This is a genomic window from Microbacterium sp. (genome assembly GCF_047607465.1).
In the GTDB taxonomy this organism is placed as follows: domain Bacteria; phylum Actinomycetota; class Actinomycetes; order Actinomycetales; family Microbacteriaceae; genus Microbacterium.
This window is the reverse complement of record NZ_JASGCY010000092.1, coordinates 105758-120435: the sequence shown is the minus strand read 5'-3', so window position 1 is coordinate 120435 and position 14678 is coordinate 105758. Positions and strand designations below refer to the sequence as shown.

Annotated in this window: 13 protein-coding genes; 9 read left to right on the top strand and 4 right to left on the bottom strand. The window is 67.5% G+C overall.

The window, feature by feature from the left end; translation table 11 throughout:
• Positions 1–76: 76 nt before the first annotated feature.
• From rfbA to QM568_RS13740, 6 genes are all read left to right on the top strand, one after another.
• Positions 77–949 (top strand): glucose-1-phosphate thymidylyltransferase RfbA, encoded by an 873-nt coding sequence (gene rfbA, locus QM568_RS13765; protein WP_415139742.1) that lies wholly within the window; start codon positions 77–79, stop codon positions 947–949.
• Entirely contained in the window at positions 946–2868 is a 1923-nt protein-coding gene (locus QM568_RS13760; protein WP_415139741.1) for a rhamnan synthesis F family protein, read from the top strand. Before rfbA ends, QM568_RS13760 begins: the two co-directional genes overlap by 4 nt.
• Entirely contained in the window at positions 2865–4802 is a 1938-nt protein-coding gene (locus QM568_RS13755; protein WP_415139740.1) for a rhamnan synthesis F family protein, read from the top strand. The genes QM568_RS13760 and QM568_RS13755 overlap by 4 nt, the downstream gene beginning before the upstream one ends.
• Positions 4803–4888: 86 nt before the next feature.
• A complete protein-coding gene (locus QM568_RS13750; protein WP_415139769.1) occupies positions 4889–5755 on the top strand; it encodes an ABC transporter permease in 867 nt (288 codons plus the stop codon).
• 9 nt (positions 5756–5764) lie between these two features.
• A complete protein-coding gene (locus QM568_RS13745; protein WP_415139739.1) occupies positions 5765–6970 on the top strand; it encodes an ABC transporter ATP-binding protein in 1206 nt (401 codons plus the stop codon).
• Between the two features lie 2 nt (positions 6971–6972).
• Complete coding sequence (locus tag QM568_RS13740; RefSeq protein WP_415139738.1) at positions 6973–8022, top strand: glycosyltransferase family 2 protein; 1050 nt, start codon at positions 6973–6975, stop codon at positions 8020–8022.
• Here QM568_RS13740 and QM568_RS13735 read toward each other — a convergent pair.
• Genes QM568_RS13735 through QM568_RS13720 form a run of 4 tightly spaced genes read right to left on the bottom strand, consistent with a single transcriptional unit; the run spans position 7964 to position 11652 of the window.
• Positions 7964–9460, bottom strand: a complete 1497-nt coding sequence (locus QM568_RS13735; RefSeq protein ID WP_415139737.1) for a DUF2142 domain-containing protein — start codon at positions 9458–9460, stop codon at positions 7964–7966. The two genes, QM568_RS13740 and QM568_RS13735, sit on opposite strands and share 59 nt — an antisense overlap.
• Positions 9461–9495: 35 nt before the next feature.
• The gene (locus QM568_RS13730) at positions 9496–9900 is read right to left on the bottom strand and encodes a DUF2304 domain-containing protein (RefSeq protein ID WP_415139736.1); all 405 of its coding nucleotides are present in this window, start codon (positions 9898–9900) and stop codon (positions 9496–9498) included.
• Complete coding sequence (locus tag QM568_RS13725; RefSeq protein ID WP_415139735.1) at positions 9897–10607, bottom strand: glycosyltransferase family 2 protein; 711 nt, start codon at positions 10605–10607, stop codon at positions 9897–9899. The genes QM568_RS13730 and QM568_RS13725 overlap by 4 nt, the downstream gene beginning before the upstream one ends.
• Before the next feature lie 16 nt (positions 10608–10623).
• The gene (locus QM568_RS13720; protein WP_415139734.1) at positions 10624–11652 is read right to left on the bottom strand and encodes a glycosyltransferase; all 1029 of its coding nucleotides are present in this window, start codon (positions 11650–11652) and stop codon (positions 10624–10626) included.
• A 57-nt stretch (positions 11653–11709) separates the two neighbouring features.
• On the opposite strand from QM568_RS13720, the gene QM568_RS13715 reads away from it, so the two are divergent.
• The 3 genes from QM568_RS13715 to QM568_RS13705 are packed head-to-tail and all read left to right on the top strand — an operon-like array spanning position 11710 to position 14665.
• Positions 11710–12690 carry a glycosyltransferase gene (locus QM568_RS13715; RefSeq protein ID WP_415139733.1) on the top strand — a complete coding sequence of 327 codons (981 nt, stop codon included), beginning with the start codon at positions 11710–11712 and terminating at the stop codon, positions 12688–12690.
• Positions 12687–13937, top strand: coding sequence for a lipopolysaccharide biosynthesis protein (locus QM568_RS13710; protein ID WP_415139732.1), 1251 nt, complete (start codon positions 12687–12689; stop codon positions 13935–13937). The genes QM568_RS13715 and QM568_RS13710 overlap by 4 nt, the downstream gene beginning before the upstream one ends.
• Positions 13934–14665 (top strand): glycosyltransferase, encoded by a 732-nt coding sequence (locus tag QM568_RS13705; protein ID WP_415139731.1) that lies wholly within the window; start codon positions 13934–13936, stop codon positions 14663–14665. Before QM568_RS13710 ends, QM568_RS13705 begins: the two co-directional genes overlap by 4 nt.
• Positions 14666–14678 lie beyond the last annotated feature (13 nt).

Sequence of the window (14678 nt, the reverse complement as noted above, 5' to 3'; positions counted from 1 at the left end):
TGTCCAGCGTAGCGGGAGCGCGTCCGCAGACTCCGGGCGTTTGTTCAGGTGGCGTCGATCAGCGAGACTAGTGCGTATGCGTGGCATCATCCTCGCCGGCGGCACAGGCTCCCGGCTGCACCCGATCACTCTCGGCGTCTCCAAGCAACTGGTCCCGGTCTACGACAAGCCGATGATCTATTACCCGCTTTCGACGCTCATCCTCGCGGGCATCCGCGACATCCTCATGATCACGACGCCGCATGATGCCGAGGCGTTCCAGCGCCTCCTCGGCGACGGGTCGAAGTTCGGGGTGTCCATCACGTACCGGACCCAGCCTTCTCCCGACGGTCTCGCCCAGGCCTTCATCCTCGGCGAAGAGCACATCGGCTCGGACTCCGCTGCCCTCATCCTCGGCGACAACATCTTCTACGGTCAGGGGATGGGAACGCAGCTGCGCCAGTACGCCCAGCTCGACGGGGGAGTCGTCTTCGGATACTGGGTCGATGATGCGAAGGCATACGGCGTCGTCGAGTTCGACAGGGACGGAAAAGTCGTCTCTCTCGAGGAGAAGCCGGAGAAGCCGAAGAGCAACTACGCGGTGCCCGGGCTCTACTTCTACGACAACGACGTCATCGAGATCGCCAAGAACCTGAAGCCGTCCCCTCGCGGCGAGCTGGAGATCACGGATGTCAACCGCGAGTATCTCGCCAGGGGCAAGCTCAAGGTCCAGCTGCTCACCCGGGGAACCGCGTGGCTCGACACGGGAACCTTCGATTCTCTCGCCGAGGCCACCGACTTCATCCGCACCGTCGAGAAGCGACAGGGGCTGTCGATCGGGTGCCCTGAAGAGGTGGCCTGGCGGATGGGGTTCCTCACGGACGACGAGTTGCGCGAGCGGGCTGAGCCTCTCATCAAGAGCGGGTACGGGACCTATCTGCTCAAGGCGCTGCAACAGGGGTTGAATTGACCTCGAGTCCTACGTCGATCGCGCGCCCTCGTCGAGCAGTCCTGTACGCGCTGTCCGGGGATTCCCGCAGAGTCGAGGATTTCGTCACCCACGCGCTCGATGCCGTGAGAGCGCATGCCACGCACCTCGTCGTGATCGTCGGCCGAGGTTTCGAGGGGGCGACGGCAGAGCTCGAGGATCACGCCGACCAGGTCTACTTCACGTCGGGGGCGCAGTTCGATCCGGCGGCCTACTTCGACGCATTCGAGAGTCTCGGGGCCGTGGTCGATGACGTCGATGAGATCGTCCTCACCGGTGACGCCTGGTTCGGGCCGATCAACGAGCTCGCTCCGGTGCTCGAACGGATGGATGCGGTGCCAGGCGCGCTCTGGCAGATCGTGGAGAATCGTTCGACGGATCTGCATGACTTCCCGATGCAGTCCCACCCGGCACCGGTCGTGCCGTGGACATGGACGACGATTCGCCGGGAGCTGTTCGAGTCCGCGGCATGGCGTGAGTACTGGGGGGTACGGCGATCTCGGCACGAGCACCTCGTGCAGGAGCGCACCTTCGTCGAAGAGATGAGGAGCCGCGGTCTGGTCGCCTCCTATGCCTGGCCGGTGGACGGCTACCCGGTCGACGATCCGGCGCTCCACATTCCCGATGTGCTGCTGAAAGAGGGCTACCCGTTCCTGAGCCGGGTGCTGTTCGGCATCTATCCTCCTGAGCTCGATCGCCATGCCATCGTCGGCAGACGGATCATCGCGGGGCTCCGGGACTTCGACTATCCGGTGGAGCTCGTGTACCGGGCGCTTGCACGGACGGTTCCGCCACGCACTCTCAACGCGAACGCCGGGCTCCTCGACGTGCTGCCGAAGTACGCGACCGCTGAGGACGACATCGACGGCTCGACGATCGCGGCGGTCGTCCATGTCACCGATCTCGGCGCCGCAGGCATCCTCCGCGATCATCTGGCGAATCTGCCCGAGGGATTCCACCTCTACATCACCACCACGGACGGGCGGAAAGCGGCCACGCTGGAGCGCTTCTTCGAGGACGCCGATCTCGGTGCCGGTCGCGTCGAGATCCGTGTGACGCCCGCAGGCGCGGGGCGCGACATGAGCGCGCTCTTCGTCGGCTGTGTCGATGTGCTCCATGACGATCGGTACGAACTCGTCTTCAAGGTTCACGGTCGTGGGCTCGGCAAGAAGACGCTGAGCATCGCGCGCTACTTCCGCAGCTACCAGCTGGGAAACCTGCTGGAGAGTGCCGGGTACGTCCGCAACCTCATCTCGCTGTTCCGGGCTGAGCCGGGACTGGGCGTGGTCTACCCTCCGATGATGCACATCGGCTACGCGACGATGGGCAGCGGCTGGGCTGTGTACCATGCTGCGGCGTGCCGCCTGCTCAAACGACTGGGGATCGACGTGGCGGTGGATCCGGTATCGCCGCTGGCGCCGTACGGCGGCATGTGGGTCTTCCGTCCGGCCGCGCTCGCGCCGATGACGGCAGAGCACTGGCGCTACAAGCACTATTCCGGTGGCGTGATCAGCCGGGAGCGCGATCTCGGCAGGGTGCAGGAGAGACTCATCTCGTACGCGGCAGGAGAAGCCGGCTATCACACCAGAACCGTGCTGACGACGGAGCATGCGGCGATCAGCCACACGGCGCTCGACTTCAAGGTCGACCAGCTGTTCTCCACGACGACGGGCTATCCGGTCGAGCAGATCACGCTCATCCAGCGGGCAGGACGCATCAGCGGCGGTGGGCCGCTCGGGCTGCTCAGGATGTACATCAACATCAACCACCCGCGAGTCGCCCGGGCATTGGTGCCGGTGTATCGAATCGCCCTGTCGGGGCACCACACGTTCGCGGGCCTTCGGGTGGCCGCACGGCGGGCATTGCGACGTGCGCGGCGCGAATCGAAGGGGGTCGGATGAAGACCGCCGAGCTCACCACGTATCCTGCTCGGGATGCGGTGCCGTTTCCCGATGGCGGCCGCAGAGCGCTGATCTATGTCGTGTACGATCGGCGCGGCGATGTCGAGGATTACATCCTCTATGCGCTGGAACAGCTTCGTCGGCACTGCGACACGATCATCGCGGTCGTCAACGGCAAATTGACGCCGGACGGCAGGCAGCGCCTGGAGAAGGTCTCCGACGAGGTGCTCCAGCGCGAGAACCGCGGATTCGACATCGCGGGGTACAAGCATGGCCTCGACCATCTCGGCGACCGCGTCGCCGAGTACGACGAGATCATTCTCGCCAACGACACCTGGTACGGGCCGGTGCGGTCCTTCGCGCCGGTGTTCGAGCGGATGGACCGTCAGGAGCTGCACTTCTGGGGGATGACCGACCACCCGCGCGTTGAGCCCAACCCGTTCACGGGAACCGGGTATCTCGCCTACCACCTGCAGTCGTACTGGCTGGTGGTGCGACGGGACATGTTCCTGTCACGCGAGTGGACGGACTACTGGCGGGCTCTTCCAGAGCTGAACACGTATGAGGACGCTGTCGTCAAGCACGAGGCGGTGTTCACGGAGATCTTCATCTCGCACGGTTTCGTCGGCGAGGTCGCGTTCCCCACGATCACGGACAAGATCGAGAACCACGCGGTTCTGTACCCGGAGCAGTTGCTGGATGCCGGATGCCCGACGCTCAAGCGACGACCGTTCTTCCAGTGGCCGCCGTACATGGACCGGCTCGCCACGATCGGCAGATGGACCCTCGACGCCGCGGTGAGGTACGGGTATCCCCGCAGCCTCCTGATGCAGGATCTCGCCAGGAACGTCGCGCCGCGCACCCTGAACGCCGATGCCGCGATGCTCGAGGTGCTTCCGGGAGGGGCCGGCGCCTACGCGGAGGAGCAGCCCCTGCGGGTCGTTGTGGTTGCGCACATCTACTACCCGGAGATGACCACCGAGATCATCGATCGCGTTGATCTGCTGCCCTGCGGGTACGACCTGATCGTGACCACAGCCGACGAGGAACGCGCGGCGTCGATCCGAGGGCTGCTCGCGGCCAGGGGGGAGCTGCGCGGCAGGGTCGAGGTGAGAGTGGCGACCACGAACGAAGGGCGCGATCAGAGCGCCTTCCTCATCGACACGAGGGACGTCATCCTCTCCGACGAGTACGACCTGATCCTCAAAGTGCATTCCAAGCGCACACCGCAGGACGGCTTCAACGCCGGGCGCGGATTCGTCGCGCAGCAGTTCGACAACCTGCTGGCCGATGCCGAATACGCCTCGAACGTGCTGGCGCTGTTCCAGCAGGACCCCACGCTGGGCATCGCGTATCCGCCGATGGTGCATATCGGCTATGGCACGATGGGCCACGCCTGGTGGTCGAACCGCGAGCGGTTCATCGAGGTCGCCGCGAACCTCGATGTGCGCGTCCCTGTGGATGAGGTCTCGCCGCTCGCCCCGTTCGGATCGATGTACTTCGCCCGGCCGCAAGCCCTTCGGATACTCGCTCTCGCGCAGTGGACCGCCGAGGACTTCGACGGCGAAGCGTACAGCGATGGCGGTCTCGCGCATGTGCTGGAGCGGCTGCCGTCGTATGTCGCCGGCGAAGCCGGGTACACGACCCGCACGATCGCGTGCACGGAGTACTTCGCGAGCAGCTACACCGCTCTGGAGTACAACCTGGATCAGATGAGCAGCCGTATGCTCGATTCGACCATGCAGCAGATACAGTTGCTCCGGCAGGCCGGTGATTTCGGTCGAGGAACGCTCGAGGACTTCGCGTACATGTACGCGAGGCTCAATCGCCCGCAGTGGGAGCCGCGGTTGCGGAGCTTCTTCGACAGGTCGACACGATGGCGTGCCGCGTTTTGGAAGCTGCGCCACCCGAAGAGCTGGCTTCGACATGGATGATGCTCGCTGCGGCGAGCGAAGAGGAGGTTGGCGTGTCTGACGCCGGTTCGTCCGTGGCCGAGGTGCGCTATGCGCGCCTCGCCGGGATGCCGATGGACAGTGTCGGCGCGGTCAGCGGTGGCGGCATCCGGTCCATCGTCAAGCCCGTGCGCGACCTCATCGCGCACCGCGAGATGCTGGGGCTGCTGACCAAGCGCGATCTGAAGGCGCGCTACAAGGACTCCGTGCTCGGCTTCCTGTGGGTGCTCGCGCGTCCGCTGATGCAGCTCGCGATCTACTTCATCGTGCTCGGCAACTTCCTCGGCGCGGCGCGGGGAATCCCCGACTTCGCGATCTTCATCTTCACGGGCCTCACGATGATGGGCCTGTTCCAGGAGATCGCGGTCGGGGGCACGGGCTCGATCATCGCGAACTCGGGGCTCGTCAAGAAGGTCTATGTGCCTCGTGAGGTGTTCCCGCTCGCGAGTACGGGTGCCGCGCTGTTCAACTTCCTGGTGCAGCTGGTGATCCTCATCATCGCGACGATTCTCGTCGGCAAGCCGCCCCTGCACGTCGGGTTGCTCTACGCGATCCCCGCTCTTGCACTGGTGCTGGTGTACGGGCTGGCGTTCGCACTGTTCTTCAGCGCTGTCAATGTCTATCTGCGTGACATGCAGTACCTCGTGGAGGTCGCGACGATGCTCCTGTTCTGGGCGTCGCCGGTGGTCTACTCCTGGCAGACCGTGTCGCAGATGGTGCAGACGAAGTGGCTCGTCGAGGTGTACACCGACAATCCGCTGACTCTGGCGGTGCTGGGATTCCAGCGGGCCTTCTGGGTTGCGGGCGATGAGAGCGCGTGGCCGGGCGACCTGCTCCTGCGTATGCTCGTCGCGCTGGTGATTGGGGCCGTCCTGCTGATCGCGAGCCACCGGCTCTTCCTGCGTCTGCAGGGGAACTTCGCCCAGGAATTGTGAGGAAGTCACGTGTCGACGGTCATCAATCGGGCTGAAGCGGTCCGTCCGCCTCAGGTCATCACGGTCAACAGCGTGTCCAAGCGGTTCACCGTGCGCAAGGACACCTCCTTGAAGGAGCGGATGGTCACGCTCGGTCGCGCCGGCCGGCAGCATCGGCAGGATTTCTGGGCCCTCAACGATGTCAGCTTCGACATCCGCGCGGGCACAACGATCGGTCTGATCGGACACAACGGCTCCGGCAAGAGCACGCTCCTGAAGGTGCTCGGCGGCATCGTGCAGCCCACCTCCGGCACGGTGGAGCAGCGTGGTCGGATCGCCGCGCTGCTGGAGCTCGGCGCGGGATTCCATCCCGATCTGTCCGGTCGGGAGAATGTGTTCCTCAACGGGTCGGTGCTCGGACTCAGCCACGACGAGATCGCGGCCCAGTTCGACGCCATCCAGGAGTTCGCAGGCATCGGGGACTTCATCGACACCCAGGTGAAGTTCTACTCCTCTGGCATGTACGTTCGCCTGGCGTTCGCCATCGCTGTCCACACCGACCCCGACATCCTGCTGGTGGACGAGGTGCTCGCCGTCGGCGACGAGCAGTTCCAGCAGAAGTGCCTCGACCGCATCAAGGAGTTCCAGAGCGAGGGCCGGACCATCATCATCGTGAGTCACGCTCTCGATCAGATCGCATCGCTGTGCGATCGGGTCGTGGTCATGAATCACGGAAGCATGGTCTACGACGGGCTGCCGGCGACCGCCATCGAACGGTTCCGGGAGCTTCTCGTCGAGAACGGCGTCGGCCAGGCGCACACCGAGGAGTCGTCACGCGGCGTCGCGATCGAATCCGTCGATGTCCACGATGCCTCTGGTGTCCCGGTGTCGGAGATCGAGGCGGGCACCGAGATCAGACTGCGCATCCGCGTCTGTGCGGTCAGACCGCTGGAGAAATGGGCGCTCGGGTTCAGCATCGACACGGCGGGCGGGCAGATGGCCGTCGCCTCGAACACGGATCTGCTCGCGGTGGAGCTTCCCGAGTTGGTCGACGAGCAGACGGTCGACGTCGTGGTTTCGACGGATGCCTTCAGCCCGGGGGAGTACGTGGTGAACGCGAACGTGGCCGGCCTCAGCGACTCCACCTCGCACTCGCTCACCGGAGCGGCCTCTTTCACGATCGCGGGGGCGGCGCCGACGGTGGGCCCCGTTGCGGCGGACATCCGCATCGCCTGACCATGCCCGCATCGTCTGAACCGGGAACGCCGATGGACCCCTTGAGCGGCAGGGGGCGACCGGGCCCCCTGGTCTCGGTGATCATCCCGGTGTACAACGCGCAGGCCTACCTGGCGGCCTGCGTGGGATCCATCCTCGCGCAGACGCACGAGGAGCTCCAGATCATCCTCGTCGACGATGGATCGACCGATGCATCAGGGCGCATCTGCGATGAGCTCGCATCGGAGGATGACCGGGTCGAGGTCGTCCATCAGCCGAACGGCGGCATCGCGGTCGCACAGAACACCGGGCTCGACCGCGCTCGCGGGGCGTTGATCACGTTCTGCGACAACGACGACCTGATGGATCCGCGGATGATCGCGCGGCTCGTGCAGATCCTCGAGGACGGCGATGCGGATATGAGCTGCTGCCGCTGGCGCAACGTCGGAGCCAGCCGTGCGCAGGATGAGCTCCGCGCGCACGAGCATGATCCGCTCGGCGAGAGCATCGTGTTCACCGGGGCCGCGCGCGCCTACCAGCTGATCTTCAGCCTGACGCTGCGACGGCTCGGGGGGAACGAGCTGCGGTACTTCAGCGAGGCCAACTGGGGCAAGCTCTATCGTCGGGAGCTGTTCGACGGCATCCGTTTCCCTTCGGGGCGCTACGCCCAGGATGTGGCGGTCGCAATGCAGCTGTACCGTCGGATGACCCGCGTGGCATCCTGCGGCGATGCGCTGTACTACTGGCTGCAACGCGGTGACTCCGTCTCGCACGGCATGCGCTCGACCTCGTACTATCACGACATCGTGACCGCTCATGCGGCGTCCTTCGATACGAGCATCGAGCTCGGCATCCTGCCTGCCAGGGCGTACACCGGCCTGCGCACCGTCGATGTCGAGCGCAGGAGCATCCGCACACCGCAGGATCGTGCTCTCTACGAGTCCGACCGGCAGGCCTTCAGAGATCGGTTGCGCCGACTCACCTGGAATCAGCGGGTGACGTGCCGGCTTCTGTTCACCCTGCGGATGCTCGAGGTGAAGGTGTACAACGTGACGATTCACCGGCGTCGCTGACCGGACGATCGGTGCCGACGACGGCGAGCGTCGCGATCAGCCCGGTGAAGGCGACGACCCCGATGGCGAGGACGATCGCAGGAGTGGGAGCGGCATCCCACCACCACTCGACCTGCACCAGTCCGAGCTCATCGAGTCCGGTGGTGTAGCGGCGCATGTTGAAGTACAGGGCGAATCCGCCGGCGACGGAGAGCGAGGCCACGACGATCGTCGTGATGAGAGGGTTCCACTCGGTGCGCAGTGTCGTTCCCAGCGCCCCGATCCCGGTCGCTATCACGAGCAGCGGAAGGATGTAGCGCGGCTGGACGAGATCGCCGACGACGGTGTGCGACTGGGCGAGCAGGATGAAGGGCACCATCACGAGCGCGAGGAATGCGAGCGCAAGGGCGAATCCCTTCCGCCAGTCGGTCTTGCGCAGTCCGAGGAACAGGGTTCCGCAGAAGACTCCGAAGGCGAGGAACGGGACGATGCCGGGCATCGGCGTGTCGATCCAGCCCAGCGGCCATCCGCCGAAGGCGCCGCGCCACAGCTCCGGGATGTTGAGCAGGTTCGAGACGTGCTTCGCGGGGGAGAGCGCTGCTCTCTCTCTCGACAATCCGGTCACGACCGCATCACCCTGCTTCGCACCGAGATAGAAGGCCGCAGCGACAGCGGTGATCACCGCGGCGACGATGGCCGGGAAGATCAGTTCGCGCCAGGACCTGCGCAAGGAGAGCACGATCGCGATGCCGGCGCCGAACACGGCGTAGGCGGCCGAATCGGCGCGGGCGCCGGCGCCGATCACCGCGCCGAAGACGGCGAGAGAGGCGAGGAGGAGGCGCTGCTTGCCAGTGGTCTGGATCGCGCCGTACAGGGTGATCCACACGGTCGCGGCCGACAGGTACGCCCACGATGAGGGATTCGTGGATGCCAGCACGAACAGTCCGAGCGGCACAACGGCGACGCCGGCGCCGATCACGTAGGGGGTGCGCAGCCGCCGAGGAAGCGCGAAGAACACGAGGGTCAGCAACGCGGTCGCGAACGCGGAGTTCACGATGCGCATCGTCAGAACAGAGGTCGGGATGTCGGTCGTTGCCATCGTCGCCATCGCGGCATAGAAGAGGCGGGGGTACAGGCCGTCGACGTTCGCGCGCTCTGCGCGCGACAACCCGGTGACGGTCGGATCCCAGCATGCGGCGCTCAGCTCGTAGTCGCGCGCGAAGCAGGTCGCCGTCGTCAGGGGCGTCGGGATGAGCCGGGCCGTGCTGCCGTCCTCCGGGTCCTCGCAGAGATCGGCGCGGTCGCCGAGCCCGCACCAGATCGAGGCGACGTGGAAGTCGTCATCCGGGCTGGATGCCACCGCAGAACTCAGCGACCATGCCGTCAGCGTCGCGAACAGGAGGAGTGGGGCGAGGATCGGAGCCAGGCGGCGAAGTCGGAGGGAGCGAAGATAACTCATCACTGAGAATCGTAGCCCAGCGCGAATCAGCGACCTCAGCCGTCGCCGTTCGTCGGTTCCTTCTGCGAGATCTCGTGCAGCTGCTGCTGCATGGTCGAGATGTCCCTGCGCATCTGCTCGCGTTCCACGCGCGAGATCGCCGACTCCTCGGCCAGCCGACGCACTTCTTCTTCGGCTCGCGAGAGCTCCCAGGACAGATGGATGCTGACGGCGAGCAGCAGCCCGATCGCGAGCGTGAAGAGCAGGTTGGCGGGGAGCTGGAATCCGAGCGCGACGGTCAGCCAGTCCAGCGCGAACGGGAAGACGCCGAGGGCGAGGATCGCGATGCCGATGACCAGCCAGAGCACCGCGTACTTCTCCCTGAGCTGGCGCCGCAGGAGCATCGTGACGATCACGACGAGGATGAACCCCCCGAGCAGGAGCGCGCCGATGGCGATCATGCGCGGTTCCTCAGAGGACGACGAGCGATGGCGAGACCCAACGCGAGGAGCGAGCGCATGAGGTAGAGCATCGATCCCGCGAAGCCCTGGCTCGGAGTGCCGTGCCTGCGAGGACGCATGGCGACAGGCACCTGCGTGACCGACAGTCCGGCATGCACAGCCGCGACGAGGCTGTCGATCGTGTCGCCCAGATACTCGGCCGGGTAGTAGTTGACGTACTGCGCGATCGCACGTCGGTTGCCAGCGCGGAACCCGCTGGTCACGTCGGTGAGGCGCGTATGCGCCACGCGGGACACTGTCGATGCGAGAAAGGTCATCGCCCAGCGCCGCGGCCCCCGAGCGCGATAGTCGCCGACGTCGGCGAAGCGCGCGCCGATCGCGATGTCGGCCTCGTCCAGAGCCGTGACGATGCGGACGATGTCGGCGGGGTCATGCTGACCGTCTGCGTCGACCTGGATGGTCGCATCGTAGTCATTGCGTGCGGCGAAAGAATATCCGGCCCGCATGGCACCGCCGACCCCGAGGTTGAAGGGGAGCGTCAGCACCAGGGCGCCGGCCGCCCGTGCTTCGTCACCGGTGGCATCCGTCGAGCCGTCGTCGACGACGAGGATGTCCGACTCGGGGAGCGTGGCGCGGATCTCTTCGACGGTGGTGCCGACGTTGCGCTCCTCGTTCCACGCGGGAACGATGACGAGCAACTTATCCATCGTGATCGGCACCTCTTTAGTCTAGCGACGGATCGGAGGCGAGCCGGGAGGCGGCCAGCCGCACGGCCGCGCGGCGCCCGCCGCTGAGCATCCCGGCGAGCCAGCTCGCCCGGTACTCGATCACGAACCGCGCCGGCAGCACGCCGTCGGCGGCGCTGCGCCGCAGCAGGCCGTTCAGCGCGCGCCAGCGCCGCCCGGAGCCGAAGAGCTCATCGCGACCGGCATCCGGTCCCCGTCGCAGGCGCAGCGCATCGGCCATCACCTGCCGCCAGCCGACGTAGGTCCAGAAGGTCACGCGCGCGAGCGCCCGCGGCGACCGCGAGCCCTCGTAGCGCTCGGCCTGTGCGAGGACGTTGCCGATCGTGGCGGCGATGCCACCGGCGCGCAGGCGGCTGGGGTCTCCGTAGACGTTCGCCGCGTGCTGCACGTAATCCTGCACGACCTCGTCGACGATGCGGGTGCCGCGGTGGGCGCCGGCGACGACGGCGAGCCAGTGGTCGTGCGTCGCGATGCGGGCGGACACCCGCGGGAACGGCAGCGCGGTGTCGAGAACGGCGCGTTCGAAGACGCACAGCGAGCCGGTGAACTGGTTCGACAGCATCGTGAGGATCGGACCGCGGTCGACGCGGTCGGTGACGCCGAGGACGGCGCCGGCCGGATGCTCGACGAGCCGTGCCTGCCCTGAGACGAGCGACACGTCGTCGAGCTCGCCGAGCAGGCGCTCGAGCTTGTCGGGGTTCCAGCGGTCGTCCTGGTCGCACAGCGCGACCCAGCAGGCGTCGGCGTCGACCGCTGCGAGACCGTGCTCGAAGTTCAGGTAGAAGCCGCGCCTGGCGTCGTCGCCGATCACGCGGAAGCGGTCGTCGTCGCCGACGATCTCTGCCACCAGCCGCGCCACCGGCTCGCGCTCGCCGTCGACGGAGACGATGCACTCCCACTCCCGCACCGTCTGCGCCTGCAACGACCGCAGCTGCACGCCGAAGAGCTCAGGGTCGGGGGAGTAGGCGGCCAGCACGATCGCGCCACGGCGGCGTCCGGAGGTCATCGAGCGCCTTCCTGGTCTGAGGTTCGCGTCAGCGATTGAGGCTAGTCTAGGTGCGCGATGAACCCGAATCCTCTGACCGATGCCCCCGTCGTCTGGGCGGTGTTCTCGACCTTCCGCCCTGGACCCGGCGCCGTGCGGGCGGTCTCCTCCGTGATCGACCAGGTCGCCGGCGTCGTCGTCGTCGACGACGGCAGCGGCGAGGCGGCCGACGAGGCGCTCGCGGCGCTCGTGGGGCTCGGCGCCCTCGTGCACCGCGAAACAGAGAACGTCGGCATCGCCGCGGCGCTGAACGACGGCATCCGCATCGCCCGTGAGCACGGGGCGGCGCAGGTCGTGACGTTCGACCAGGACTCCGAGGTGCCGGAGGGCTTCGTCGAGACGCTGCAGCGCGCCGCGGCCGCTGCCGCCGCCGACGGCGTCCGTGTCGGCGTCGTCGTGCCGGAGCGCTTCGCCGCCGTCCGCCAGGCGCGCGGCGCGGCGTCGGCGTCGTACACCGACGCGGCGAACGTCATCCAGTCCGGCATGCTCATCCCCGCTGAAGTCCTCGACGCCGTTGGCGAGCTTCGGGCCGACTTCTTCATCGACCTCGTCGACACCGAATACGAGCTGCGGCTGCGGCGGGAGGGGTTCGCGGTGCTCGCCGCTCTCGGCATCCGTCTCGGCCACGCGCTCGGCACCCCGTACCGCCGTGAGGTCTTCGGGCGCCAGGTGCGCCTGCCCGGCATCCCGCCGGAGATCACGCTGAGCACCCCGTTCCGCTACTTCTACCGGGTGCGCAACCGCATCGTGCTCGACCGCGAGTACCTCTTCGCCGCGCCAAGGCAGATCCTCTGCGACACGCTGTTCGACGGCGTCCACTTCGTCAACGCCCTCTGGGTGGCGCGCCCGCGCCGCGCCCTCTGGCGGCTCTACCGCGCCGCCATCACCGCGGCCCTGCGCGGACGCATGGGACGGATGCCGGCCCCGCTCGTCCCGGTGGCCGCGCGCATCGCCTGGGCCGCGCCGGTGCACGAGCCCGCCGCCGAGGCGCAGCGGTGAGCGGCTCGGGGATTCGCCGCACGGCAGGGCGCCTCAGCGGGTTCACCGTCTCGGTGCTGCTCGTCACGCTCTTCGGCGTCGCCTGCATCCCCCTGCTGACCGCGTCTGTGGGCCTGGGCGGGTGGGGCACGCTCGCGCTGATCCAGGTCGTCGCCCAGTTCGCCGGCATCATCGTCGCCTTCGGGTGGGGCGCGGTGGGGGCGGCGACGGTCGCCGGCATCGAGGTCGACCGGCGTCCGGCTTTCTTCCGACGCTCGCTGCAGGCGAGGGCACTGCTCTACGCCTGCACGTTCCCCCCGCTCGCGGTGCTGCTCATCGTGCTCACGCGGGGCGACGTCCTCGTCTCGGTGCTGGGAGCGGCGGTGTACCTGCTGCCGTATCTCGGCGCGAGCTGGTACTTCACCGGCGAGGGGCGTCCGGGGCGACTCCTGCTGCTGGACACGCTGCCGGTGCTGGTCGGAGGTGTGATCGGCCTCGTCGGCACGTGGCTGACCGGGCAGCTCTGGGCGTACCTGCTCTGCCAGGGGCTCGGTTACGTCGCGGCGGTCGCGGTGTCGGCCGACGTCATCCGGCGCTCGCCGCAGGAGCCGGGCTACGCCGATCGCACCCCGCTGCGCTCCCTCCTCGCCTCGCAGCGGCACGCCGTGTCGGCGACCCTCGTCAGCGGGCTCTACGTCACGCTCCCGATGGTCGCGGTGCAGGTGTTCATCCCCGCGCTTCAGCCGATGTACGCCTACGCCGACCGCCTGTTCAAGTACGCCTCGATCGCGTTCCTGCCCATCCAGCAGTTCTTCCAGAGCTGGGTGCCGGTGGACGACGAGGGGCGCCCCCGCCGGATGCGCATCGCGACGCTCGCCGCCGCCGGGATCGGCATCATCGCCGGCATCCTCATCGCGGTGTTGAGCCCCTGGGCGTCGACGCTGCTCTCGGTGGGCGAGGAGACGGTGCCGCTGGCGGTCTCGGTGCCGCTGGGGGTCGCGTTCGTCGGCATCGCGACGGCGGCCGTGGTCGGCTACGCCTGTCTCGTCAGCCTCGGTCGCGTGCGCGCGCTCGCCGTCTCGACCATCATCGGCGCGGCGGTGGGGGCACCGCTGATCATCCTGTTCGCGGTGCTCGGCTCGGTGCCGGCGATCGCATGGGCCGTTGCGGTCTCCGAGCTCTGCGTCGGAGGCTACCTCGTGCTGGTGCTGCGTGCGGAGCTGCGCGCGCCGGCGCAGCGGGACTCGAGCCGGGAAGCATCCGCATGACCGAACGCGTGAGCGTGTGCATGGCCACCTGGAACGGCGAGGCGTATCTGCGCGAGCAGCTCGACTCGATCTTCGCCGAGCTCGAACCGCAGGACGAGGTCGTCGTCGTCGACGACGCCTCCTCCGACGGAACCGTCGCGCTGCTGCGGTCGATCGACGACCCGCGGCTGCGGGTGCATGCGCGTGCGGAGAACCGCGGCTACGTGCGCACGTTCGAAGAGGCGCTGGGCCTTGCGACCGGAGACGTGCTCATGCTGTCCGATCAGGACGACGTGTGGATCCCTGGACGGCGCGCCCTGTTCCTCGACGCGCTGGAGTCGGCGGCTGTCGCCGCATCGAACCTCGTGCTGCTCGGCAGTGACCGGCCCCTGCCTCCGCCGGTACCCGGGGCCTCGTGGCGCCTGCGCGCAGGGCAGTCCCGACATCGATGGCGCAACGAGCTGCGCATCCTCGCCGGCATCGCCCCCTACTTCGGTTGCGCCATGGCGTTCCGCCGTGACGTCGCCGACCGTCTGCTCCCGTTCCCGGAGTACCTCGACGAGTCGCACGACCTCTGGATCGCGACGTTCGCCACCCGGAACCGCATGATGCGGCACATCGAGCAGCCGACGATCCGGCGGCGCATCCATGACGAGAACGCCTCCCCGTCGAAGCCGCGGGGGATCGCGCAGGTGCTGCGTGCCCGATGGCTGCTGCTGCGACTGTGGGTTGAGGCCGCCAGGCGCTGAGGTCCCCGATCGC

What these genes read in the sequence shown, in the direction of transcription:
- QM568_RS13715 (WP_415139733.1), top strand. Translation starts at nt 11,710, where the DNA reads ATGAACCCGAATCCTCTGACCGATGCCCCCGTCGTCTGGGCGGTGTTC.
- QM568_RS13725 (WP_415139735.1), bottom strand. Translation starts at nt 10,607, where the DNA reads ATGGATAAGTTGCTCGTCATCGTTCCCGCGTGGAACGAGGAGCGCAAC.
- QM568_RS13750 (WP_415139769.1), top strand. Translation starts at nt 4,889, where the DNA reads ATGCCGATGGACAGTGTCGGCGCGGTCAGCGGTGGCGGCATCCGGTCC.
- QM568_RS13720 (WP_415139734.1), bottom strand. Translation starts at nt 11,652, where the DNA reads ATGACCTCCGGACGCCGCCGTGGCGCGATCGTGCTGGCCGCCTACTCC.
- rfbA (WP_415139742.1), top strand. Translation starts at nt 77, where the DNA reads ATGCGTGGCATCATCCTCGCCGGCGGCACAGGCTCCCGGCTGCACCCG.
- QM568_RS13755 (WP_415139740.1), top strand. Translation starts at nt 2,865, where the DNA reads ATGAAGACCGCCGAGCTCACCACGTATCCTGCTCGGGATGCGGTGCCG.
- QM568_RS13705 (WP_415139731.1), top strand. Translation starts at nt 13,934, where the DNA reads ATGACCGAACGCGTGAGCGTGTGCATGGCCACCTGGAACGGCGAGGCG.
- QM568_RS13740 (WP_415139738.1), top strand. Translation starts at nt 6,973, where the DNA reads ATGCCCGCATCGTCTGAACCGGGAACGCCGATGGACCCCTTGAGCGGC.
- QM568_RS13730 (WP_415139736.1), bottom strand. Translation starts at nt 9,900, where the DNA reads ATGATCGCCATCGGCGCGCTCCTGCTCGGGGGGTTCATCCTCGTCGTG.
- QM568_RS13735 (WP_415139737.1), bottom strand. Translation starts at nt 9,460, where the DNA reads ATGAGTTATCTTCGCTCCCTCCGACTTCGCCGCCTGGCTCCGATCCTC.